This window comes from Paenibacillus sp. FSL H7-0943 (assembly GCF_037963265.1).
Classification (GTDB): domain Bacteria; phylum Bacillota; class Bacilli; order Paenibacillales; family Paenibacillaceae; genus Paenibacillus_AQ; species Paenibacillus_AQ odorifer.
In genome coordinates, this window is sequence record NZ_CP150148.1 from 4,581,150 (window position 1) to 4,605,159 (window position 24,010).

Consider the following 24,010-nt stretch of genomic DNA (forward strand, 5'->3'; position numbering starts at 1 on the left):
CCATGACACAGCATAGTTCCGGCAACAATGAGGCTGTAAGCGGCGGATCGCAACGATTTGAAGTCTTGTACGAAGACAACCATCTTCTAGGGATTGTAAAACCCGTGAATATTCCTGTTCAGGAGGATGTAACAGGCGATCCTGACCTGCTGAACCTGCTGAAAGAAGATGTGAAGGAACGTTTCAACAAACCCGGCAACGTCTATATAGGTCTGGTCCACCGTTTGGATCGACCGGTTGGGGGCGCAATGATTTTTGCCAAGACTTCCAAAGCGGCTTCAAGACTATCCGAGAGTGTCCGTACTCACGGCTTTCATAAGGTGTATTTAACAGTCGTGCATGGTAAACCGCCAGCCACTCGTGGCCGTCTTACAGATACGCTTCTTAAAGACGCAAAGAGTAACACCGTCACCGTGGTTCGAAAAGGAACTCCCGGCGGCAAGGAAGCAATTCTGGATTACACAGTGCTTGACAGTGCAGAAGGATACAGCCTGCTTAAGATTGATTTACTTACAGGGCGTTCCCACCAAATTCGGGTGCAGCTGAGTTCGATCGGCTGTCCATTATACGGTGATCAGAAGTACGGGGCTTCAGTGAACAGACCGGGGCAACAAATTGCGTTATGGTCAGCACTTGTAGGATTCCCTCACCCTGTTACTAAAGAAGAAGTGGAACTCATCTCTCTGCCCCCACAAACCCATCCTTGGGATCTGTGGCCGCGTGAAACACTACAAGAAGGGCTGTCCTGAAGCAGCCCTTTTTAGGCAATGAAACAAACCCTGTTATTTAAAACAAGGCAGTGATTCTCCGGTTAGTGGAGAATCACTGCCTTGTTTTTGGTTCTGCGTCTGCTACTTGATCAGAGACTATGGGAAGAGGGTCCACGTTGGAGTGTTCTTCCTAGCTCCGCACGAATGCTTAGTCCGATTATTCCAGCCGGGCATTGAATATCCCTTTGAGATTAAAAATCCCTTCGAGATTAAACATTCCTTCCACCTTCCAGCCTGAACTTAGCTAACGATCCACCGCTCTGTTTAGCGGTGGATCAGCAGTTGATCAGTAGTTGATCAGCAGTGGATCAGCAGTGGATCCTAGTTGGAATCTGAAATGAAAGTAAGATAACTGCACTCTATACACTTATTCCGAATAAAAAAGCAATAGATCGGATTTTAAGTGTACTCTTTACAATTAAAAATCAGGGAAACTGTAAAAAGAGAAGTAAATCAAGAAAATAGTTGTATAAAATACAGTTATATCTCAATGCTCGAGTAATTTACAAATAATAGCTGTACAAAATACAACTAAATACATTTAGATACCTCTACATGTTTCTCTTACTTCTAGATGCCACTAAATACCTATATATACTTTCAAACGCTTCTAAATGTTTCTATATACTTCTATATATATCTATATATTTCTATATATTTCTACATTCATCTAATTCTTCTAAACGCCTCTATCTTCTTCAACATTTTCCGCATTGCTTCCATCGGCTCTTTATACATATATTCTAAATGGGTGTAGATCCAAATCTAATACCCTATCATATTTATTAAAGGCTTATCATCCCAAATTTGAACCTCAATATATCGTTCAGGTCCCTTGTCACCATTGGCATTCCATTCCTGTGGCATACCGAATTTATCGATTACATCTATAATCTCGTCCCATGTATAAACTTGATTGCGATAAGGTTTGCCATCTTTATATCTCATAGTAGGAAACAAATCCCCGTAAGTGAAACTGATCGAAGCAGGATCAAACTGCTCAATAGTAATTTGCAGGCTTTTACCTCTAGGATACCAGTCTAATAACCACGGACATTCTCCCAGCGTCATATAATGCGGACAGGCTCTAGAAGGCTTACCACCTTTTATTATAAATAATTCCCTGGCCTTTGCTTCAAGACCCCGGCGAATATCTAGATAATCTGCTGAACGCTTACTCGCAAAACCTTTATTACGCTGACGTAGATCATTCAGAACCTGTTCCGCTTCTTGGGATGGCAGATCAGACAGATTTTGAAATGGACCTGTAGATTCATCATAGTAGTGATACAGCCAAGCTATTTGCTTCAAGGTGTAGAACCCTCCGGTGTAGTTGTAACAACCATTTTGCCCATTAAGTAGAGCAGTAACTGTTGGTTATGAGAGGAGATCGGATCAAGCGCTTCCGCAAAAAAATCACTGCGGATCTTTAGACCCCGTGCAGTTTCTTCCATTCCAGTCTCCGTTATACTCACCCATACAATCCGCCGGTCCGAAGCATCTCTTTCCCGCACAATAAGCTCATGTTTCTCCATCCGATCAAGTAACATCGTAACCGCTGCAGGACTGGTCGCCAAATGTGGAGCCAGATCAGAAGGCTTCATGGCGTCGCGTTCCTGAAGCAGTTCAAGTACAGTAAGTTGGGCATCCGTCAGCGTTGGAGCAAGATTACTGTCCATATGTAATTTATAATCTTTTAAAATCTTATGCCAAATTTTACTGAATTCAGAAGCATGCACACTTATTCCTTCCTTTCCTCGCGGTTCTATCCGGTATATCTACATTTTCGCGAAACAACTTCCATTTCCTGCAAACGAAGAAAAATAAATCTGCCGGACCTTCAGCATAAAAAAATAAAAAACGACGCTTAGTCAACCCTCCAAAAGAGCGGACTAAACGCCGTTATAAAATCACTTGTTAATCGCTAGTTTTAATGAACTGATGGGAAAAGATTTATGATCTCATCCTTTTTCTCCACAGCTACAATCTGTTTGCCTGTAGAACGACGCTCGCCCAGCGGCGCTGATTCAGAGGAGAACGTATAGTGGGCATTCTCACGGGTAACGGCATTCAGTTCTAATGGCTCCTTGCAATAGAAAGCCCCTGCTAACCTGCTGCCATTTGGACGTATTCGTTTGCCTTCCTTGAATTCGAAGGTTGGCATTCCTTTGCCACCACGGCTTTGTGATGGATAATCCACAAGTAATGAACGTTTCGCATAACCAATATCAGAAATGGCAAGGATTTCGCCTTCATCTTCGCTGACCCAGAAGCAGGAAATCACCTCGTCGCCCTCGCGCAGCTGAATTCCTCTTACACCGGATGCAACGCGCCCCATAGGGTTAACCTCATTCTCATGGAATCGGATACTCATTCCCTCACGGGTGACCAGCACAATGTCCTTGTCATTCGTACTAGAAGCCACTGTAATGATCTCATCACCCTCGGCTACCTTACAGGCCGCTACAGCTCCAGAACGGCTTGTAGAGTATTCCTTGAGCTCTGTACGCTTCACCTGACCCCGACGGGTGACAAACACAAGGCTCTGCTGCGGATCATCTAGATTATTCACCGGAATCACACTAACGATTCCATCTCCTTTAGACAATCCAATAACATTCACAATTGCTGTACCAGGCTCTTTCCATTTAAACTCCGGAATCTGGTGCACAGGAAGCAAGAAGTATTGCCCCTTGCGGGTAAATACCAGCAGACTGTCACGGGTATTTACATCCAGCAGCCTGACGATATGATCGCCTTCTTTGACGCCTGAGGTATGACGCTCCCCACCAGAACGGGTGAAGGAAAGCATACTAGTCCGCTTAATATATCCATCTGCTGAAAGAGCAACGAGCACATCCTCCGCGTTGACCAGCGCTTCAAGGCTAACCTTGAGCTCCTCGACTTCGCCTTGGATCAGAGAACGGCGATCAATGCCGTATTTGTCGCGAATCTCCAGCAGTTCCTTACGAATTACAGCAACTAGCTTTTTGTCGCTATCCAAAATACCGCGCAGATGTGTAATCTTTGCCATCATTTCATCTAATTCTTTCTGGAGTGAAGTGATCTCCAGATTGGTCAGACGATACAATTGCAAAGTAAGGATCGAATCGGCTTGGCGTTCACTGAAGCCGAACATCCATACGAGATTGTTCTGAGCATCCTGACGATTTTTCGAAGCTTTGATCGCAGCGATAACCTCATCCAGGATGTTCAGTGCTTTAACTAAGCCCTCTAAGACATGAGCACGGTCTTCAGCGCGTTCCAGATCGAACTGGGTGCGATGAGTCACAACTTCACGCTGATGCGCGATATAAGCTTCCAGGATGGCTTTTAGACCAAGCTGCTGAGGTGCTTTGTTAACAATAGCAACCATATTGAAGTTATAGGTAATTTGAAGATCGGTTTTTTTGAGCAGATACGCCAACACGCCTTGAGCATCAGCCTCTTTTTTGAGTTCGACTACAATCCGCAGTCCCTCACGGCCGCTCTCATCACGAACCTCGGCAATGCCATCGATCTTTTTCTCCAGCCGAATATTCTCCATGGAAGTAACCAACCGTGATTTTACAATCTGGAATGGAACTTCCGTGATCACGATTTGCTGCTTGCCGCCCCGCATATTCTCAATCTCTGTTTTGGAGCGCAGGTAAATACGGCCTTTACCTGTGCGGTAAGCATCCATGATGCCGTCTCCGCCCATGATTGTGCCGCCTGTAGGGAAATCCGGACCTTTCATGAAGGTCATAATTTCTTCCAGCTCAATATTTGGCTTCTGCATCACTGCGATACAAGCGTCAATTACTTCACGCAGATTATGTGGCGGAATTTCAGTAGCAAAACCCGCAGAAATCCCACTCGTGCCATTTACGAGCAGATTCGGATACCGGGAAGGAACCACAACAGGCTCTTTGGCCGTATTGTCAAAGTTATCTTTAAACAAGACCGTCCGCTTCTCGATATCACGCATCATCTCCATTGCAATGGGAGACAGCCGTGCTTCTGTATAACGCATTGCCGCAGCTGGGTCATCGTCCATGGAGCCCCAGTTGCCGTGACCGTCAACTAGCACATGCCCCATCTTCCAAGGCTGTGCCATACGTACCATACCATCGTAAATAGAGGAGTCACCATGTGGATGGTAATTACCCATTACATCTCCGACAGTTTTGGCTGACTTGCGGTATGGCTTGTCAGGGGTGTTGCCGGAGTCGTACATCGCATAAAGAATCCGGCGCTGCACGGGTTTAAGTCCATCACGGACATCGGGGATTGCCCGGTCCTGAATAATATATTTGGAATACCGACCAAAGCGGTCACCGACGACCTCTTCCAGAAATGCCGGCAAAAATTGTTCTGATAAACTACTCACTTTGCTCACCTTCTGTTCCTCAAACTGCCCGTTTTAAAATAGTGTGGTGATTCTCAGGTACTTCAGAGCTTTTTGGAATTCTGGGCACTATCGCTCCTACAGTTCCAAAATCCCCTAGGTCCCATAAATCACCAAGCTCTTAGAAAATCGGGATTATCGTCACTTGCAGCACTGACATTACTCTACAATTTCGGTGAAATCGACATTTTCAACAATCCAGCGTTTACGTGGATCGACTTTGTCACCCATAAGTGTTGAAACACGGCGCTCCGCCTTAGCAGCATCCTCAATCTGTACCTGAAGCAGCGTACGCGACTCTGGATTCATCGTGGTCTCCCACAGCTGATCGGGGTTCATCTCGCCCAATCCTTTATAACGCTGAAGCTCGAAGTTTTTGCCGAATTCCTTTAAGTAATTTTGCAGCTCTTCATCACTCCAGGCATACCTTACAGTCTCCAGCTTACCCGTTTTGCGGGTCAACTTATAAAGTGGAGGCTGAGCGATAAAGACCTTACCTGCATCTAATAAAGGCTTCATATAACGATAGAAAAATGTCAGCAGCAGCACCTGAATATGCGCTCCATCGGTATCGGCATCGGTCATAATGATAATTTTAGAATAATTGCTGTCTTCGACGGTGAAATCCGGACCAATTCCAGCACCTATTGTAGAAATAATTGCTTTATACTCGTCGTTCTTCAGGATGTCCAGCAGCTTAGCTTTCTCCGGATTCATCGGTTTACCTTTTAGCGGCAATATCGCTTGAATCTTAGAGTCACGGCCTTGCTTAGCCGAACCACCGGCGGAATCACCTTCCACGATAAACAGCTCCGTACGTGTAACGTCCTTTGATTGTGCAGGAGACAGCTTACCGCCAAGATTCGAGCTTTCGCTGCGTTTCTTGCCTGTGCGGATCTCATCGCGGGCTTTACGTGCCGCTTCCCGGGCTTTCGACGCTTGAATCGATTTCTTCAGCAGGCTCTGCGCAACTTGTGGATTTTCTTCCAAGAAACGCGCCATATTTTCAGAAACGATATAATCTACTGCACTACGGGCGGAAGCACTGCCAAGCTGATCCTTCGTCTGTCCAACAAATTCAACCTCGGACATTTTTACACTGATAACAGCCATCATGCCTTCCCGCAGATCATTACCTTCCAGGTTTTTATCTTTTTCTTTAAGCAATTGCGTGCGGCGGGCATATTCATTTAATACACGAGTGTACGCAGTTTTAAAGCCGGTCTCATGTGTGCCCCCGCTGCGAGTTGGAATGGAGTTTACGAAGGAAGCCAAGGTTTCTGTGTAGCCTCCGTTGTATTGCAGAGCTACTTCTACCTCGATATCATCCTTTTCTGCACTGAAATGGATAACATCATGGAGAACATCCTTACCTTCGTTGAGGAACTGCACAAATTGACTGGCTCCACCTTCATAAAAGAACTCATCCTGACGGTTGCTCCGCTCATCTTGCAGTGTAATACGCAAACCGGAATTCAGAAAAGCAATCTCCTGAACCCGCTCTGCCAGCGTGTCATAATTCAGAGCAATTCCATTTGGGAAGACACGAATATCTGGCTTGAAAGTAATTTTCGAACCCGTTTTATTGGTGTTACCCAGAACTTCAAGACCAGTTACAGGTTCGCCAACATGCTCCTTGCCCTTCTTGTCCACCCAGTACTCAAACCGCTGCCGATGGATTTTGCCCTCACGATAAATCTCTACTTCGAGCCATTCAGACAAAGCGTTTGTGACAGAAGCCCCTACGCCATGCAAACCGCCTGATTTTTTATAACCCGATCCACCGAACTTACCGCCCGCATGCAAAATTGTAAATACAACTTGCGGGGTAGGTACCCCTGTCTTATGCATTCCAGTTGGGATCCCCCGTCCATTATCGCTAACGGTTATCGAGCCATCCTTGCGAAGCAGTATGTCAATCTTTGTACAATACTTGGCTAAATGCTCATCTACGGCATTATCTACGATTTCCCATACTAAATGATGTAGTCCTGAAGAACTCGTACTGCCGATATACATGCCAGGTCGTTTGCGTACTGCAACCAGACCTTCGAGCACTTGAATGTCGTCAGCATCGTATCCAGTACGGCCATTCTCGCCGTTATTAGAAACTTCAGCAAACATATCGATCTGTTCGAGCATTCATGCTCCTCCTTCTTTTCTCTATACTAAGAAGAAACGGCTTGGCCGTCCTTTATGTTAAGAACGGTATCCGTTACTGCCAAAAACCTAAGGATAGAATATAACGTGAAATTATACTCTCCTATATTTCTAAGAAATGCAAACAAACGTTTTGGTCACTTTGTTCATTCTAATTCAAAATATCCCTTTTCGTAAAGACGGCGAATGAAATGATCACCGAAGCGGCCCCCCATACTGCCAGCACAGCCATGGAAAATGACAAGGACATCCCTTCAATGGGGGCGGGAGTACCAGACAAATAGCTGGTCAGTCCAAGATTTACCATAAATAAATATTTCGCTGTTGTCCAGGCAGAGGCCATATTGGTCAGTATACTACCTGCAATCAGCGCTGCCATCATAACTACTATACTCGCCGCAGTACTGCGAACAAGCACCGAGATCATGAACGCGAGCAGTGCAACCACTACGCTGACGAACCAAATCAAACCACCTTGCATAAGCATATATTTCCACTGGGGCACTGCATGTACAGTAGACATATCTAGCGAATCACCACTGATTTTAAAGCCTGTAAAAACAGGAATATTAAAACCTTTAAAACCAAAGGCGAGACCAGAGATAAAGTAACTGATTGCAAATGTGGAAAGTACGATAAGCGAGACAAACATTAGCAGTGCTGTCATTTTGCTAAAAAGCACCTTCCAACGCTTGACCGGCCTAGTCAACAGCATTTTGATAGTTCCAGTTGTCCTTTCGGCCGAGACCAAATCTGAGGCCACCGCCATAATGAGCAATGGAATAAATAATGTAACCGAATTATCCATAAATTCTCGGGTAAAGGTAACCCCGCTAGGTTCATTCGGATTAACGTCATGGTGAAGATAATACTGAAGCTGTTGTACAAATATTCGCCGATAAGTCTTCCATTCCTCTGGAATCCGGTCACTGCCCAGTGAATTTTGATTATCGATAATCTGCTGCTGGATCTCAAGCCGCCAATCGGAATTAAATTTCTCCCGACTCCGTTCGGCTGAACGCATCTGTGCATAGGTGAACATAGGCACCAGTACAATCAGAATCAGCAGTATAACATAAAACCGTTTCTTTTTTATAATCTTCAAGCACTCATTACGGATTAGCGGAAGCAAGTTACTCAACATTCTCACCCTCCGTTAGTTTCAAGAATAGCTGTTCCAGTGTCGGATTAATTTTATGCACAGCTCTCACCTCAATTTCAGCAGTAACCATTACGGCCACAATCTCGGGGATCAGATCCTGATCCATGATCGTTATTAAAGAATTGGGGCCCATCCCGGCAATAATTGAGTCATCCAATGTGACGTCTTCCAGTTTCTGAATTTGAATATCTGAACGATCAGCCAGCATTTCCCGGGCCTCAGCAAAAGGCTCCAGCTCCCAAAGTACATACGGCGAATTACGAGCGATCAGCTCATCTACCGCACCTACTGCCAATACACGCCCTTTACTAATAATCGCTACACGGTCGCAAAGAAGCTGAATTTCACTAAGCAGATGGCTGGATACGAACACCGCCAGCCCTTCATCCGCCAGCTTGCGAATGAATTCTCGCAGCTCTTTAATGCCTTTAGGGTCAAGTCCATTCGTCGGCTCGTCCAAAATAAGCAGCCGTGGACGTCCCAACAGCGCCTGCGCAATGCCTAATCGTTGTCTCATCCCAAGCGAGTATGTACTTACCTTATCATGTATCCTCTGATCTAATCGAACAATATCGACCACTTCGCTAATACGTTCATTGTCTACGCCAGGCTGCATCCGGGCAAAATGCTGCAAATTCTCCCATCCGGTCAAATAGGTATACACCTCAGGATTCTCAACGATAGACCCTACATATTGCAATGCTTTTTCCGGATTTCGGTTCACATTGTACCCACATACTGTAATCTTGCCCTCAGTAGGTCGAATCAAATCCACAAGCATGCGGATCGTGGTCGTCTTCCCAGCGCCATTAGGCCCGAGAAAGCCAAAGATTTCCCCTTCTCTCACATCGAAAGTGACATCATCAATAATCCATTTTCGTCCTATTTTTTTACGTACCCCGTCCACAGACAAGACGACTGTGCCGGAGTCTTCACTATTCGCTTTTGTCATATTTAATTTAGCTCCTTGTGACTGTCATTTTCTCGGTTTGTACTTGCTCAAAGGGCATTTACCTACATGATCTTACTGCAAAATTTAACACTCACCTATATACTACTGCACAGCCTGTATGAACCGTTCTCCGATTCGCTGATAGCCATCACCATTAGGATGAAAATGATCGGTGGATAGATACTTGTCCAAATGTCTGTTAAACAAGTCAAACGTAGGAACCAAGGTCATGTTGCTATGCTCATTAATAATATCCATTGCCGTATTATTCCACTTCGTTACCGCTTGATTGCCTGGTGCCAGTAATTCTGGAATATCGCCAAAGGGATTATACAGCCCCATATAGTAAACTTGCGCATTCGGATTGATCTGTGAGATTTTATCGAGAATCTTCTCCAGTCTAGCTGCTGCTTCTGGCAGAGCGGCTAATAAAGACTCTGGAGTCAGCTCCTGCCCCGAGGTTGATGAAGTTGTGTTGCCCTGTTGCGCCCCATTATTCTCAAGAATATCCGAATCCTTAAACAGATCATTTCCTCCGACGGATAGCAAAACAACATTCGACATGCGCAAGGCATACTCCACACCATCTTCGTTCAGTTTGCTTAACAGCCCCGCAGTAGTCAACCCGTTAATCCCCATATTGCCTAAAAAGTCTACTGTGACACCTTTTGCGGATAAACCAGTAAGCGCACGCTTAACAAACCCTTCTCCGGTGTTATCACCGGTCCCCTTGGTAAGCGAATCCCCGAGCGCAACAATTTTGAGGAGCTTGACAGTCTCCGTCACCGGTGCGGCTGTTTGCTGAGGCAAGCTGCTCTCGGTAACCTCTCCGACCGGATAGATAATATCTTTAACCGCATAAACTAAACCAACCATCAAAACTATAGTTGTTACTATGGAAATCAAGCTGACGCTGCGCCATGTCCATTTCGAATCCTTCAAAGCTATCCCTCCGTATGCCGTTCTATTATGTATTGTTCCACAATTTACAAAGATCTTAACTATGTTACATAAACATAATTCTTCCATACAAGTTTTGCAAATGTCTAGCAAAGAAAAAAATCCCGCTGCTACAGTGTTTTTGCCGAGGAACGAGTGTGGACTTTTTTGAAAATAAAAAAATACTGGCTTTTTAATTAATGCCATTATATAATATTCACCGTTGACTCTTTAGACATTACGGGTTATTAGCTTAGCTGGTAGAGCAGCCGACTCTTAATCGGCAGGTCGCAGGTTCGACCCCTGCATAACCCATAGAGCTAGACAGAAGAAGTAAGGACAAGTTCCTTACTTCTTTTTTTGTTGCATTTTTATTCTTCACCACACAAAAAAAACCGCTCCCCGACTTACATCGGAGAACGATTTCTTCCTGAAGCATCTACGCGTATTATTTACCAATAAACTCTTGAACCCAGTAATTATTATCATAACCGACACCGATATAATTGAAGTTAGCATTCAAAATATTAGCGCGGTGACCTGGACTATTCATCCATGCCTTCATTACTTCTTCTGGTGTTTTTTGTCCCATTGCGATGTTCTCACCTGCGGCTTTATAAGTGATGCCAAAGGATTTCATCATATCAAAAGGTGAACCATACGTAGGTGAAGTATGTGAGAAATAGTTATTCGAACGCATATCTGTAGCTTTTGTAGCGGCAACTTTGTGCAGGCTGTCCAATCCAGCTACAGGTGACAAACCAGCTGCTGCACGTTCTTTGTTTACCAGCGTTACGATTTGCTGAACATAGGTTCCTTTATTGCTCACAGCACCTGTTGTAGTTGTATTATCAGTTGGCTTAGTTACAGTAGTTGTGTCTGCTGGCTTTGTAACCGGTTTTGTAGTTGTAGTTGTGGTCGTGTTGTCTTTGTTTGGTACTGTTCCAGTTTGCGGCTTAGTTACCACGATTGTGCTATTCGAAAAAGGGAATCCCTCAAGATTAGCTTGTTTAAAATATTGTAATATTTGCTCATAACTTGTGCCTTTTATTGTTACTGTCGATTCATTCGATGCCGCATTTGCTTCCAATGGAAGAGAAATACTAAGTGCCATAACAGCTGCCACGCTACCACCGATGATTGCTTTTAATGTCTTGTTCTTCAATCTGCCATCTCCTTTTTTCTTGCGTGTAATATATGCTTCTGCCTAGAGTGACCATCTACAAATGTTACAAAGTTGTAATTTGTTCCTCAGTCATTGTAGCATAAATCTCTCAAATGTGCGCTTCTAATTTTTTACATATAATAGTCTTGACTGTAAGATTTCCAATTCCTAGATACATTCGCTTTCTTTCGCTGTTTTCCTGCCTAAAAATACCATTTTACCTGTTATGCGCGAAAAAAAAGCGAAAAAAAGCGAAAAAAGTCGCCCTCCCCGAAAGGACGGCAACTTCAGCAAACCTATGGATACCTGACGATTAATGAAACGATTGCCAGAACTCGCCCTCCGTAGAGATCAATCCCATGATTTCCGCATAAGGAATCCGGAAGGTTGGAAAACCTGCAGAATACGGAGCGATCTCATAAGGTGCGAAATATAGATACAACGCTTCATTATCTACAAAGAAGGGCTGATCCGAGGTAATTCCTTTATACGTATCCGGAAAAACATATGAATATTGTGGATCGTTCTCGATCTGTTTGCCCACAATTTTACTGAGCTTCTCCACATATCTGCTGCCCGGCTTGAACAAGTCCCCCAGCTTATAGAACCTGCCGCTGCGCAAATTAATATGCGGATAGATTTTGGTAGGCATTCCATGTGCTGCTCCAAAAGGAAAACGATACCCGGTCAGCTCCAGCACCAGCAGGTTTTTACGGAAGAAAGAGACTGAAAAATCACCATTATAACTAAAGTCCTGGGAAACCCCTCCACTCCCAACGTCTTCAGCAAGGGATAGCTTGCGCAGCTTATCGTTAACCTCTCGCGAAACTTCCGCACTTGCAATCCCCTCAACGACCGGATAATACACCAGATAATCCCTGTTCGGTTTGTATTTCTTCTCCACTACGGAATAGGGAGGTCTCAGCGGAATGACTCCATTTTGGCGCCAAACCTGCTTTCCCTGCCGATCATAATAAGATGTGCGTTGATCTACATCTGCTCTTATCAAACGTCCGCTAAGGGTGAGTGTTCCTGCCCCTGGAATAACTGGGGGCTGGGCTGCCTTTTTTCCACTTCTATCGATAAAATAAGTATCTTTAGCATCAAATACAGACGCCAATCCCTCCTGGTAATTGTTCACGCCAAGCAGGGTGTGATTGCTCAGGACCGCTCCCGTTTCCGCATCTGCAATTACGTAACGTGATCCGCGATAAGGCTGGCTGGGGAATACAGGCGTTCCTATGGCTACTCTGCCTTCACCTAGCTGCAATACTTCATAATATTTTGCCGGGATGATCATTTTTCCTTGTTTATCAATCAGCCCGTAGGCGTTGCCATAATTTTCAGCGGTATTCACCACCGCACGTCCCTCTGAAAAAGGTAAAGCAGAGGTGAATTGCGGCTGAATAGCTACAGAACCATCCGTATTTAAATAGCCATATTTACCGTTTTCAGTCGCTTGATAGGCTAGCAAACCTTCTCCCGGACTTCCAACGAAAGGATGGTTATACGTATGCAGAATGTTCCCATCCGGATCGATGAGCGCATACTCTCCTTCTTTGATTTTAACCAAAGCCACGCCGTTCATAAAATCATTGGCATCTACATAAATCGCGGGCAGCACCTCTTTGCCTTGCGCGTCCACATATCCATATTGCGATTGGCCGCCGGTCGTATTTTGTTTTGAAAATAGTGCACGCCCCTCATGTAATGAGTTCAAATAATCATACCGGGCGGACGTCACTTCTTTGCCTTTTTCATCAATAAAAGTGTACCCCTTGGCATCCGACACTACGGCGCGCTCTTCCGAAAAAGGCGCAATAAATGAATAGATCGGCTTCACTCGTTCTCTTCCAGTGCTGTCAATGAGCCCGCTGCTATTTTTTCGCTGAACTACGGCAAGACCGTTCTTCTGAAAATCCTCAGCATATTCGTACCGGGGTTCAATCTGAACACGGCCCTCGTCATTAATATATCCCCAAAGTGTGCCCTCTTTGAGATTAAACGGCGCCGGATGCAGACCCGTGGTCCGCAGATCGTCCCCCACCCACTCCGGCAATAAGTATGGCGCCTCAAAAGGCTTATTAGAGTAATCTACACGATATAATCCCGCTTCTGCCGGAATCGTGACGAATAACTCCTCTTCCGTGCGTATGAAATCCTCATCCTGCTGGGTAATATATTCGTTCCAGCCAATGCCATCCCATTTCCATACATCCGCCTGTATCAGACCATTGTCATTCCCTTTCCCCAGCTCATTCAACCTAATCCTTAACATCCAGTCGCTCCCCTTTAACAAAGGCATTTGCCTATAGAATATGGAAGAACGTTGGTTTATGTGCTTTTTGATCTTTGGGGTTAGGGGGAGGCGTATTCCAGGATACTTTTGCCTCTCTTTCCACTTCCGTTGCTCGATTTGGCGTATTCTAGGGCATTAATGACTCTCTTTCCTCCTCCGTCGCTCGTTTTGGTGTATTCTAGGGCATTTTTGCCTCTCTTTCCTCCTCCGTCGCTCGTTTCGGCGTATTCTAGGGCATTAATGCCTTTCTTTCCACTTCCGTTGCTCGTTTCGGCGTATTCTAGGGCATTAATGACTCTCTTTCCTCCACTGTAGCTCGTTTTGGCGTACTTTAGAGCATTAATACCTCTCTTTCCTCCTCCGTAGCTCGTTTCAGCTAATTCTGCGGGATTTATACCGTTCTTTCGCCTCACGTAGCTCGTTTCAGCCAATTCTGCGGGATTTATACCGTTCTTTCACCTCACGTAGCTCGTTTCAGCCAATTCTACGGGATTTATACCGTTCTTTCGCCCCACGTAGCTCGTTTCAGCCAATTCTACGGGATTTATACCGTTCTTTCGCCCCACGTAGCTCGTTACAGCCAATTCTACGGGATTTATACCGTTCATTCGCCACACATAGCTCGTTTCAGCCAATTCTGCGGGATTTATACCGTTCTTTCGCCACACATAGCTCGTTTCAGCCAATTCTACGGGATTTATACCGTTCTTTCGCCCCACGTAGCTCGTTTCAGCCAATTCTGCGGGATTTATACCGTTCTTTCTCCTCACATAGCTCGTTTCAGCCAATTCTACGGGATTTATACCGTTCTTTCGCCCCACGTAGCTCGTTTCAGCCAATTCTACGGGATTTATACCGTTCTTTCTCCTCACATAGCTCAGGTCGGCTAGTTCTACGGGATTTATACCGTTCATTCGCCACACATAGCTCGTTTCAGCCAATTCTGCGGGATTTATACCGTTCTTTCACCTCATGGTGATTCTGTTCTGTTACTAATATTAGTTTGTTGATATTGTTGGTGAGCTATGATGAATATGATGTGTTTTCGTGGTGCTCCTGATGGCGATGGTAGTGTTATTGCTGCTGATATTGATTTGTGGCGGTGATAGCGGTGTTGATCCTGATGATGTTGAGTGGAGCTTAATAGCCGTGTTTGTATTGATGATATTAATTGGTGATGGTAATGATGCTGTAGATGTTCCGTGGCGGTGATGGTGTAACTATCGGGTGGAGTAAGTCCTATTGGTGCAATATTAGATTTGATGGAGCAGGGGTGGCAATGTTGATTGAAGTTGGTGGTGGTAAGTAATGTTGATGTTAGTGTTGCTGGCGCTGTTTAGTCGTGGTGGCATTTTAGTGGGTAGTTTTCGTGCTCGTGCGTAGTTTTCCTATGCGAGGAGCAAGGGGGCGACGTTCAGTACTTATGAATTGGTACTTATGAACTGATTCTTACGAGTTGCTTATATCCGCAAGCGAAATGGACAAACCAAAAAGCGTTTGCCATAAATAGCAAACGCTATAATCACCACACATCCCCCACACAACTACTTCTTCGAAGAATATTTCCGCATATCAAATGCGACCGCGGCGATGATGATCAGACCTTTGATAATCAACTGATAGTAAGGGCTGATGCCGATAAAGGTCAGGCCGTAGTTGATTAAGGTAAAGATAATAACACCGACCAGAACACCTGGCACTGTTCCGATACCACCGGTTGTGGACACCCCGCCCACGACGCAAGCAGCAATCGCATCAAGCTCATACATGTTACCATAGTTATTGGTTGCGCCACCTGTTCTGGCAGCCTCCAGCACACCCGCCAAACCATAAAGGGCTCCAGCAATCGCATAGATGTAGATCAAGTTCTTGGAAACATCGATGCCAGATACTTTTGCTGCCTGCATGTTACCGCCGATAGCGTACATGTTCTTGCCCAGCTTAGTTTTATTGAACACCACCCATACGATGGCGGCGACACCCAAGGCTATCAGCACGATATACGGGATTGAATATTGCCCCTTGCCAATAAACCCGGAACCGATTGTAGTGAAATCTGGACGCAGACCGCCAATCGGCTGTGATTGGTTGGGGTCCATGTCAAAGTACAAGGAATTCAAGCCGTAGACGATAACCATCGTACCCAGTGTTGCGATAAACGGCGGGACGTTCAGCTTGGAGACGACAATACCATTGACGAGTCCGCAGAGAAGGCCAGCGATAATAGCTATAAGGATCGGAAGCCACACTTGCACCTGCGGCAGATCAGGAAAAAAGCGCCGGGAATAATCCGGAATTTGCAGCATCGAAGCAGAGATTACCGCTGTAAAACCAACCACACGTCCAGCAGACAAGTCCGTCCCAGCTGTGATAAGGATGAAGGCAACACCAAGCGCGATGATAATCCGTGTTGACGACTGAATTAGAATGTCCCGTAAAGTATTTACAGAGATAAAGGCCGGCTCATATAAGGCAATACCCATAATTAGAATTACCAAGACAATATAAATAGCATTTTGAGTAATAAAAGATTGGGCTCGTTTAGCGTTCATTAGTAGTGTTCCTCCTTAAAGTTACGCGAAGAGTACTTCTCTTCGTAAACCAAATCTAGTTTCGCCCAGCAAAACTATCATTGAAATCCTATCCTAATGCTGTGCAGCGAGCCGCATAACTTCGGTTTCCGTAGCTTGCTCGCCTTCTAGTATTCCGGTAAGCCTACCCTCCGACATGACCATTACACGGTCAGACATTCCGAGCAGCTCCGGCATTTCTGAGGAGATCATAATGATGCTTTTCCCTTGCTGCGCCAAGTCGGCAATAATCGAATAAATCTCAAATTTAGCCCCTACGTCGATACCGCGAGTCGGCTCGTCCAGAAGCAGGATTTCGGGCTCGGTTAGAAGCCATCTGGCGAGCAGCACTTTTTGCTGATTCCCACCAGAAAGATTCATGATCAGCGTTTTGGTTGTTGGAGTTTTGGTCCGTAATTTTTCAATCATTTTATCGACTTCTTCTTTTTTCTTTTTTCCATCTAGTAGAAGTAGTAGTTTCTGGTATCGATGCAGATTAGCGATTGCGCCATTTTCATGAACAGACAAGACTGGAAAAATACCGGTGACACGCCGTTCCTCCGTAAGCAAAGCCATTCCGTGTTTCTTAGCATCCTTGGGAGATTGGATATGAATGCGCTTACCATCGATAGAAATCGTCCCCGATTTGATAGCCCTCAGGCCGAATAATGCCTCAATAACCTCTGTTCTCTGAGCGCCTACCAGACCACCAATCCCTAAAACCTCACCTCGTCTTAATTCAAAAGAAACATCTTTAAACGATCTTTCTTCAGGGGAGGTTAATCCTTCAACCTTCATATATACTTCGCCAGGCACGTTAAAACGTTCTGGGAATCGATTGGTCAAGTCGCGGCCGACCATTTTGGAAATGATAAGATCTGTAGTCAATTCCGCCGCTGGCCAGGTTCCGATTTTTTTACCGTCCCGCATAATGGTAACCTCGTCAGAAATTTCGAGAATCTCTTCCATTTTGTGAGATATATAAATAATAGCTACGCCTCTACTCCTAAGGTCCCGTATGATCCGAAATAAATGCTCCACCTCCACACTGGTCAGGGAGGAAGTAGGTTCATCCATTACAATAACGCGGGAGTGAAAAGAGACAGCCTTCGCAATTTCAATGGATTGGATTTTGGATACAGACAGCTTACCCACTAATGTCTCGGGATTCAGATCGATATCCAGATCTTTAAACAAATTCTCCGTGTCAGTGTACATTTTCTTATGGTCAATAAACTGGAAAGGTCCAATCCCTTTGGTTGGGAAGCGTCCTAACCAGATATTCTCCATCACACTTCGGAACGGCACGGGATGCAGCTCTTGGTGAATCATGGAGATCCCATTTTTCAAAGCGTCATTTGAGCTTCCGATAGAGGTCTTCTCACCCTCCAAAAAAATCTCACCGGCATCCGGTGAATAAATACCAAAGAGACATTTCATTAAAGTGGACTTACCCGCACCATTCTCGCCCATAAGGGCATGCACCGAACCTGGTCTGACCTTTAAACTAACTGCATCCAGCGCTTTGACGCCGGGGAATTCTTTAGTAATGTCATTCATTTCTAGCAAAAACTCAGCTTTTTCCATGTTGTTACGCCCCCTACGCTTTTTTCTTTTTTCATGAGAGGCACAGCGGTTTCATCCTGTTCCCTGCCTGAAAGAAATCCGAGGAGCGAATATCCGCTCCCCGTTGCTGCCATATGATCATGAATTCCATCTAGATTAGAGCGTTATTATTTGGCGTCATCGATATTGTCTTTGGTGATCTTTTTATAGGAAATCCACACGTATTGGTTGTCTGTGATATCAAAGCCTACGTTATCTTTTGTAGGTGTTTCTCCTTTAGCAAGCAGAGCAGCAACTGTGATCGCAGCTTTACCTTGGTTGTTCGCATCATTCAGCACGGTACCAAGCATCGTTCCATCTTGTAGCGCTTGAATCGCAGGAGCAGTAGCATCTACACCTACTACAGGCATGAATTTATCACCCGTGAAGTAACCTGAAGCTTTCAGTGCTTCGATTGCACCGAGAGCCATATCGTCGTTGTTCGCAAGCACAGCTTCAATTTTGTCGCCATGGGAGCCAAGGAACGCTGCCATTTTTTCTTGCCCTTTTACGCGGTCCCACATCGCAGTATCTTCAGCCAGCTTTTCTACCTTGATGCCGGCATCTTCAATTGCTTGGATGGAGTAAGTAGTACGAAGCTCAGCGTCTTGGTGCCCCGGTTCGCCTTTTAGCATTACGTATTGAAGGACACCGTCGCCGTTTTTATCCGCTTCAGGATGTGCCTTCCAGTAGTCCACGATCAGTTGACCGGACATAGTTCCGGATTCTTCCGCTTTAGCGCCTACATAATAAACCTTATCCCATTTCTTCATATCTTCTGGCAGCGGCTCGCGGTTCAGGAAAACCACCGGAATATTTGCCGCTTTTGCTTTTTCGATAATAACGCCAGCCGCAGTACGGTCAACCGGATTGATCAGCATGCCTTTATATTTTTTGGTGATGAACAAGTCAACTTTGTCATTTTGTGTGGGTTGAGAATTTTGGCTATCTACGATATCTACAGTAGCAATGCCTTTGGCAGCAGTGTCGATTGCGTTACGAACACCTGTCATGAAGGTATCGTCAAATTTGTAAATGGCTACCCCTACTTTTGGCGTTTCAGTGGAAGAGCCCGCATTTTCAGTTTTTGGAGCGTTGGTAGCTTTACCACTGTCTGCATTATTGTTGCTATTGCCACAGCCTGCCAGGGCGGCACCCAGTATTGCGCTTGCTAAAAGAACGGAAGTGATTTTTTTCATTATTCATTGACCTCCTGTTTATACTTCTTTTTTTTGGTTTAACCCTGAATTCTCTCGGGCACATCCATATTATGCCTTAGGTGAAAACGGTTTCGAATATAAAATCCTACTCACTTTTATAAAAATTCTACTGAACCCAAAAAACGAATACCTCCCATTTTAAGGATGGCATTCGTCTTTTCAAAAATAAACCGTCCACTATCTGACGAAGGGAAATAACAATTTCTGATTCTCAGGCCACAGCATATTGTCCAAATCAATGAGTTTAGTGCCCGTATCGACACGTTCAGGAACATCCATTCCTTCGATTACCTCAACGGCATGTTTTACGGCTAAATACCCGTTACTAAAAGGATTTTGGATTACGGTCGCTTGAACCGTACCCTCCTGCAGCAACTCCATCATTGACGGGGAGCTGTCGAACGCAACCATTTTAATATTATGCAGCCCTCGGCTCTGGATAGCTTTTGCCGCCCCCTGTGAAGCTGTCTCATTCAAGCTGGCGATCCCGCGAAGATTTGGATGTTTCAGCAGCATTAACCGTGTCAGCTCTTCAGCATCACTAATACTCGAAGTGGTATAAGAAATCTCTACTACCTGTATGTTCGGATATCGGGCAGCGTAATTTAAAAATCCCTTTTCCCGCTCCTCCGCGTCCCTAGCACCATATTCAATGCCGTTTGAAGACTCCTGCTCCGCCCCCAAAGATGAATTTGTGAAGTTAATGATGCCGACCTCCCCGTATCCATTTAGCAGCTGAATGAGTCTTTCTGCAGACTTTTGTCCCGCTTCATAACCGTTTGAACCCACATAGGCTCTTACTCTGGCCGAACCGACTTCTGCATCCACAGACAATACGGGAATCTTGGAATATGCCGCCCGATCAACCACTTGTGCAAGTCCCATATAGCTGCTGGCAGCTAAAATAATAACGTCCGCTTTTTCTTTAATGGAGTCCTCAACCATTCTGACCTGTTCCGCAATATCACTCTCAGCATTCGGAGCTTTGAACGTTAGTTTCACATTAAATTCCTGTGCCGCGGCTTCTGCACCCAATCTAACTGTATTCCAATAGTCACCTTTGTTCATTTTTACAATAAGATGAATATTGCGGGTTTTGTTCGTGTTGATATAATTAGGTGCCGAATTAAAACAAGAGGTGATAGTTGTCCATAACACCACACATACCAGCAGGGTTAGCCAAAAACGAACGATTCTCATACCGATGTCTCATCCTCCTCATGTCCAGGATTGCCCTCGCCTGCTGCGAGTGCCGGGAAGATAAGAGTAACCGTAGTGCCTTCTTCAATTTCACTTTCAAAAGAAAGACCATAATCACGCCCATAATACAGCTCAATACGCTCGTTAACATTTCTAACGCCTACCCCGGAGCCATGCATACTCTTACTGCCGCCTGTTAAAAGAACCTTCATAGTCTCCTCGGACATTCCCAGTCCATTATCACGAATGCGGATGATGACAAGATCATCCTTCAGCTCCGCTTGGATCGAAATAAAACCTTCATCAGGCATCATTTCAATCCCGTGATACAGGGCATTCTCCACAATAGGTTGTAAAATTAGCTTAATCGTCTGACACTGCAGCACTTCATCCTGAGCCTCGATCTCGTAGCGGAACTTATTTTTGAACCGAAAACTCTGAATCACAAGGTAATGACGAACATGATCAAGCTCTTCCTGCACGGTAATCATATTATTCCCTTTACTAAGGCTAATCCGGAAAAACTTCGATAAGGACTGAATCATCGTGACTACCTCCTCAGTCTTGCCGCGTTCAGCGAGCCGGATCACAGAATTCAGGGTATTGTACAGAAAGTGCGGATTGATCTGGGATTGCAGTACTTCAAGCTCACCTTTACGTTTGGTTTCCTGTTCATAAATAATCTGATCCATCAGTTGGCGGATACGTTGCAGCATAAGGTTAAACCGTTTGGACAGCTGTTCCACCTCATACGCCCCACTGACATCTATTCGGGTGTTGAGATCCCCTTCGCCCACCTGCTGAAGCGTCCGTTCCAGCTTGCGGATAGGGCGGGCAATACGTGCAGACAAAAAGACGGATACAATAATTACACATAAAATGACTACCGCTAAAAACCAGGATAAAAAAGTGTTTAGATCACGTTTGGTGGTTACAATCTCATCATAATAAGCCACGCCCACGATCTTCCAGCCTGTCTGTTCCAGTGTTCTTACGGTGATAAACCGTTTTTCACCCGTAGACTCATCCAAATAGCTACGAAAAGCATATTCCAGTACTGGCTCCACATTCTCATATTTTAAGCCCGCGTAAATCAGCTGCTGCTGGGGATGGTACACAATATTTCCTAGCTGATCGAGGATGTAAGCGTATCCTCTTTTGCCAAGCTTAACCTGCTTGCTCAGCTCATCAATGGTTCGAAAGTTAAAATCCATCAGCAGGATGCCGGTTTTTAAGACTCCGTTCTCCTTATATTGAATTAATTTGCTGATAGACACGACCCAGATATATTGACCTTTGAACAAATTCTGAATATGAGGTGCGGAATAGGAGAGCTCTGATGTTCTTTGCGCCGTCGTAAACCAGCTCTGAGTCTCCAGCTGTGTGTTGCTGCGCAGCTTCTGACCGGGTGTACCCACGACATATTTCCCCTGTGGTGTAAAAACAGCCGCCGAGACCAGATCCTCTCTGCTCCCCATTAGCATAGCCATTCTTTCCGTCAATAAAGCGGAATCCACGGAAGGGCTATTCGTAATCTGCTCCTCCGCTGTCTCAAAAATATTGCGCATTCCCTTAACATAAAGACCCAGATTGTAATTCACTTGCTCAATGATCTGCTGCATATTCATATTGGCATTCTCTTCTGCGGTCTTGGCAAACTTATTGTACAGCATAAGACTGACAACGACAGCTACCAGCACGGCAACAGATGTAAAAGTGAGTGTAATCGTAACTTGAATGCTTCGGAGCTTGGAGGACAACCGACGTTTTCCACCTTTGGGATGCTGCGGTCTTAGAGGAAAGGAATATGGTTTATCCTTCAGCATCTTTACCCTCCTCTGGAGCTGTTTTTATACTCTTTAGGAGATTGGCCATATTTTTTGCGGAAACAAAAGCTGAAATAGTTAGGATCGGCAAAACCTATTTTTTCTGCAATTTCAAAGGCCTTCAGCTCCGTGGACCGCAAAAGTTCCTTGGCTGCTTCTAACCTAATTTGCAAAAGGTAACTAACGAACGTCATTTTCATTTCCTTCTTAAAAATACTGCTAAAATAGCCGGTACTTATATGTAAATGCTGACAAACCTTGCCGATGGAAATATCAGATTCAACATAGTGGCTGCGTATATATTCTTTAGCTTCATCAATAAGCAGCTTATAGGAGGATTGACGTTCTAATGCAATCGTATCCATTAAACCGCTACAGACTGCAATAATCCATTGCTTGGCTTCGGCCATACTATTAAATTTATTGATGGCAGTTAGCGACGAAATGCCAGAACCAATATACTTTGCAGCCTCACTGCCGGATTCTTTAGCCACTCGCAGGATAGATGTAAAAATCTCCAGCAAAAAAATCTGATAATCCTGTGTAGACACCTGCTCTGCGTCAAGACCGGCAAATAAATCCTCAACAACCTCTTTGAGTTCTTGCACCGTACCTAGTTTAATCGTCCGGATTAAGGATTGCTGGGTTAGTTCATCATAGGTTAGCAGTGTGCTGGAACGTGACTCAACGTCCTCAATCCAGATCACCCGGTTATTGCCGAGAATAAGCCGATAATCTAATGCCTGCAAGGCATCCCCAAAAGAATTAAATAACAAAGCAGGCGATGAACAGACCGTTCCGGAGCCTGCCGTGACCGTCAGCTTCAGAAAACGCTGTACGTTCTGGCGGATTTCTTCAAGAAGCTCAAATGTCTTTCCAGTAATATCAGTTTCTTCCCCTTCTTCATGGATTGTGAGCAATACGACCTCATCACGATGAATAAACACCCTTCCAAAACCATGCTTCGAGCATATTTCTTCAGCAATATTCAGCACAGCGAATAGCTGTAAATTCTTTTCACCAGTGTCTCGTAAAGAAATTTGCCTGCCTGTTGTAACCCCAGCAGATTCCCGCTCAGGACGAATATAATCCACACTAATTACCGAAGCCTGAAACCACCGTCCCGTTAATTTTATGCCATATTCAGTGCTTTTCTCAGTAATTTCATCCGTACGCAATCTACGCGAAATAAGGGACGATAAAAATTGCTCCCTTAACACAGGCAGACTTTTCCGGTAATGCTCACTGAGTACAAATACATTTTCTTTTTCTGCAATTTCAGCCTCGATAGTGGCTCTAACCTTAAGCAATACTTCAATTAATTCCTGTGAAGAGAACGGTTTCAAAATATACTCATCAATTTGCAATTTTATCGCCTTCTGAGCATATTCAAATTCATCATACCCAGTCAAAATGATAATCTTAGTGTTAGGATGATGACTACGAATCCATTCAGCCAGCTGAAGTCCATTCATAAAAGGCATTTGGATATCGGTAACTACCACATCCGGCAGCAAACGGTCTATGGCATCCGCAGCTTCCCGTCCATTCTCCGCCTGCTCGACAATCTCAAATCCGTAACGCTCCCAGTCAATCTGCCCGATAACGCCTTCCCTAACGTCTTCTTCATCTTCAGCAAGAACTAGCTTATACATGTCTCATCCCTCTTTGGAAACGTTTTAGATGTCATAAATTTTATTGTATATGATTCAAACCAATCCATCTATGGTTAAGTTATTTAAATAGTTTTAG

19 protein-coding genes and 1 tRNA gene are annotated in these 24,010 nt (G+C 44.8%); 3 read left to right on the forward strand and 17 right to left on the reverse strand.

The genetic code is table 11. From position 1 onward, the window contains the following. The first annotated feature begins 2 nt into the window (after positions 1-2). A complete protein-coding gene (locus NSQ55_RS20065; RefSeq protein ID WP_339168785.1) occupies positions 3-749 on the forward strand; it encodes an RluA family pseudouridine synthase in 747 nt (248 codons plus the stop codon). A 786-nt stretch (positions 750-1,535) separates the two neighbouring features. Here the strand turns inward: NSQ55_RS20065 and NSQ55_RS20070 are convergent. The 7 genes from NSQ55_RS20070 to NSQ55_RS20100 all read right to left on the reverse strand — a co-directional run bounded on the left by NSQ55_RS20070 (position 1,536) and on the right by NSQ55_RS20100 (position 10,376). Beyond that, positions 1,536-2,081: a hypothetical protein gene (locus tag NSQ55_RS20070; RefSeq protein WP_305954006.1), complete on the reverse strand. Its 546-nt coding sequence runs from the start codon at positions 2,079-2,081 to the stop codon at positions 1,536-1,538. After that, positions 2,078-2,509, reverse strand: coding sequence for a MarR family transcriptional regulator (locus NSQ55_RS20075; protein ID WP_076127601.1), 432 nt, complete (start codon positions 2,507-2,509; stop codon positions 2,078-2,080). The genes NSQ55_RS20070 and NSQ55_RS20075 overlap by 4 nt, the downstream gene beginning before the upstream one ends. A 191-nt stretch (positions 2,510-2,700) precedes the next feature. Then, positions 2,701-5,142: a DNA gyrase subunit A gene (gyrA, locus tag NSQ55_RS20080; protein WP_339168788.1), complete on the reverse strand. Its 2,442-nt coding sequence runs from the start codon at positions 5,140-5,142 to the stop codon at positions 2,701-2,703. Positions 5,143-5,319: 177 nt separating this feature from the next. Continuing rightward, positions 5,320-7,302 carry a DNA topoisomerase IV subunit B gene (gene parE, locus NSQ55_RS20085; RefSeq protein ID WP_076183949.1) on the reverse strand — a complete coding sequence of 661 codons (1,983 nt, stop codon included), beginning with the start codon at positions 7,300-7,302 and terminating at the stop codon, positions 5,320-5,322. Positions 7,303-7,471: 169 nt separating this feature from the next. Next, positions 7,472-8,461 (reverse strand): ABC transporter permease, encoded by a 990-nt coding sequence (locus NSQ55_RS20090; protein WP_036685819.1) that lies wholly within the window; start codon positions 8,459-8,461, stop codon positions 7,472-7,474. Beyond that, positions 8,454-9,434, reverse strand: coding sequence for an ABC transporter ATP-binding protein (locus NSQ55_RS20095; protein WP_076183951.1), 981 nt, complete (start codon positions 9,432-9,434; stop codon positions 8,454-8,456). Before NSQ55_RS20095 ends, NSQ55_RS20090 begins: the two co-directional genes overlap by 8 nt. A gap of 102 nt (positions 9,435-9,536) precedes the next feature. Then, on the reverse strand, positions 9,537-10,376 hold the full coding sequence (locus tag NSQ55_RS20100; protein WP_339168790.1) for a GDSL-type esterase/lipase family protein: 840 nt from the start codon (positions 10,374-10,376) through the stop codon (positions 9,537-9,539). Between the two features lie 239 nt (positions 10,377-10,615). Between NSQ55_RS20100 and NSQ55_RS20105 the strand changes: the two genes are divergently transcribed. Continuing rightward, a tRNA-Lys gene (locus NSQ55_RS20105) sits at positions 10,616-10,688 on the forward strand. 133 nt (positions 10,689-10,821) lie between these two features. Here NSQ55_RS20105 and NSQ55_RS20110 read toward each other — a convergent pair. The 4 genes from NSQ55_RS20110 to NSQ55_RS20125 all read right to left on the reverse strand — a co-directional run bounded on the left by NSQ55_RS20110 (position 10,822) and on the right by NSQ55_RS20125 (position 14,751). After that, positions 10,822-11,538 (reverse strand): CAP domain-containing protein, encoded by a 717-nt coding sequence (locus tag NSQ55_RS20110; protein ID WP_036685704.1) that lies wholly within the window; start codon positions 11,536-11,538, stop codon positions 10,822-10,824. 313 nt (positions 11,539-11,851) lie between these two features. Beyond that, positions 11,852-13,816, reverse strand: a complete 1,965-nt coding sequence (locus tag NSQ55_RS20115) for a WG repeat-containing protein (RefSeq protein ID WP_339168794.1) — start codon at positions 13,814-13,816, stop codon at positions 11,852-11,854. 80 nt (positions 13,817-13,896) lie between these two features. Then, a complete protein-coding gene (locus NSQ55_RS20120) occupies positions 13,897-14,268 on the reverse strand; it encodes a hypothetical protein (RefSeq protein WP_339168797.1) in 372 nt (123 codons plus the stop codon). 24 nt (positions 14,269-14,292) lie between these two features. Continuing rightward, positions 14,293-14,751 (reverse strand): hypothetical protein, encoded by a 459-nt coding sequence (locus NSQ55_RS20125; protein WP_339168800.1) that lies wholly within the window; start codon positions 14,749-14,751, stop codon positions 14,293-14,295. Positions 14,752-14,896: 145 nt separating this feature from the next. Between NSQ55_RS20125 and NSQ55_RS20130 the strand changes: the two genes are divergently transcribed. Then, complete coding sequence (locus tag NSQ55_RS20130) at positions 14,897-15,049, forward strand: hypothetical protein (protein ID WP_175617299.1); 153 nt, start codon at positions 14,897-14,899, stop codon at positions 15,047-15,049. Between the two features lie 332 nt (positions 15,050-15,381). Here NSQ55_RS20130 and mglC read toward each other — a convergent pair whose 3' ends face one another. From mglC to NSQ55_RS20160, 6 genes are all read right to left on the reverse strand, one after another. Beyond that, a complete protein-coding gene (gene mglC / locus NSQ55_RS20135) occupies positions 15,382-16,389 on the reverse strand; it encodes a galactose/methyl galactoside ABC transporter permease MglC (protein WP_076127586.1) in 1,008 nt (335 codons plus the stop codon). Between the two features lie 93 nt (positions 16,390-16,482). Then, positions 16,483-17,994 (reverse strand): sugar ABC transporter ATP-binding protein, encoded by a 1,512-nt coding sequence (locus tag NSQ55_RS20140; protein ID WP_076101437.1) that lies wholly within the window; start codon positions 17,992-17,994, stop codon positions 16,483-16,485. 146 nt (positions 17,995-18,140) lie between these two features. Continuing rightward, on the reverse strand, positions 18,141-19,211 hold the full coding sequence (locus NSQ55_RS20145) for a galactose ABC transporter substrate-binding protein (protein ID WP_094903385.1): 1,071 nt from the start codon (positions 19,209-19,211) through the stop codon (positions 18,141-18,143). Between the two features lie 198 nt (positions 19,212-19,409). Continuing rightward, the gene (locus tag NSQ55_RS20150) at positions 19,410-20,432 is read right to left on the reverse strand and encodes a substrate-binding domain-containing protein (protein ID WP_036685687.1); all 1,023 of its coding nucleotides are present in this window, start codon (positions 20,430-20,432) and stop codon (positions 19,410-19,412) included. Next, positions 20,429-22,258 carry a sensor histidine kinase gene (locus NSQ55_RS20155; RefSeq protein ID WP_081383399.1) on the reverse strand — a complete coding sequence of 610 codons (1,830 nt, stop codon included), beginning with the start codon at positions 22,256-22,258 and terminating at the stop codon, positions 20,429-20,431. The genes NSQ55_RS20150 and NSQ55_RS20155 overlap by 4 nt, the downstream gene beginning before the upstream one ends. A 2-nt stretch (positions 22,259-22,260) precedes the next feature. Further along, on the reverse strand, positions 22,261-23,913 hold the full coding sequence (locus NSQ55_RS20160; protein WP_339168811.1) for a response regulator: 1,653 nt from the start codon (positions 23,911-23,913) through the stop codon (positions 22,261-22,263). Positions 23,914-24,010 lie beyond the last annotated feature (97 nt).

What these genes read in the sequence shown, in the direction of transcription:
- NSQ55_RS20115 (WP_339168794.1), bottom strand. Translation starts at nt 13,816, where the DNA reads ATGTTAAGGATTAGGTTGAATGAGCTGGGGAAAGGGAATGACAATGGT.
- NSQ55_RS20095 (WP_076183951.1), bottom strand. Translation starts at nt 9,434, where the DNA reads ATGACAAAAGCGAATAGTGAAGACTCCGGCACAGTCGTCTTGTCTGTG.
- parE (WP_076183949.1), bottom strand. Translation starts at nt 7,302, where the DNA reads ATGCTCGAACAGATCGATATGTTTGCTGAAGTTTCTAATAACGGCGAG.
- mglC (WP_076127586.1), bottom strand. Translation starts at nt 16,389, where the DNA reads ATGAACGCTAAACGAGCCCAATCTTTTATTACTCAAAATGCTATTTAT.
- NSQ55_RS20125 (WP_339168800.1), bottom strand. Translation starts at nt 14,751, where the DNA reads ATGAACGGTATAAATCCCGTAGAACTAGCCGACCTGAGCTATGTGAGG.
- NSQ55_RS20155 (WP_081383399.1), bottom strand. Translation starts at nt 22,258, where the DNA reads ATGCTGAAGGATAAACCATATTCCTTTCCTCTAAGACCGCAGCATCCC.
- NSQ55_RS20150 (WP_036685687.1), bottom strand. Translation starts at nt 20,432, where the DNA reads ATGAGAATCGTTCGTTTTTGGCTAACCCTGCTGGTATGTGTGGTGTTA.
- NSQ55_RS20130 (WP_175617299.1), top strand. Translation starts at nt 14,897, where the DNA reads ATGGCGATGGTAGTGTTATTGCTGCTGATATTGATTTGTGGCGGTGAT.
- NSQ55_RS20160 (WP_339168811.1), bottom strand. Translation starts at nt 23,913, where the DNA reads ATGTATAAGCTAGTTCTTGCTGAAGATGAAGAAGACGTTAGGGAAGGC.
- NSQ55_RS20140 (WP_076101437.1), bottom strand. Translation starts at nt 17,994, where the DNA reads ATGGAAAAAGCTGAGTTTTTGCTAGAAATGAATGACATTACTAAAGAA.
- NSQ55_RS20065 (WP_339168785.1), top strand. Translation starts at nt 3, where the DNA reads ATGACACAGCATAGTTCCGGCAACAATGAGGCTGTAAGCGGCGGATCG.
- NSQ55_RS20145 (WP_094903385.1), bottom strand. Translation starts at nt 19,211, where the DNA reads ATGAAAAAAATCACTTCCGTTCTTTTAGCAAGCGCAATACTGGGTGCC.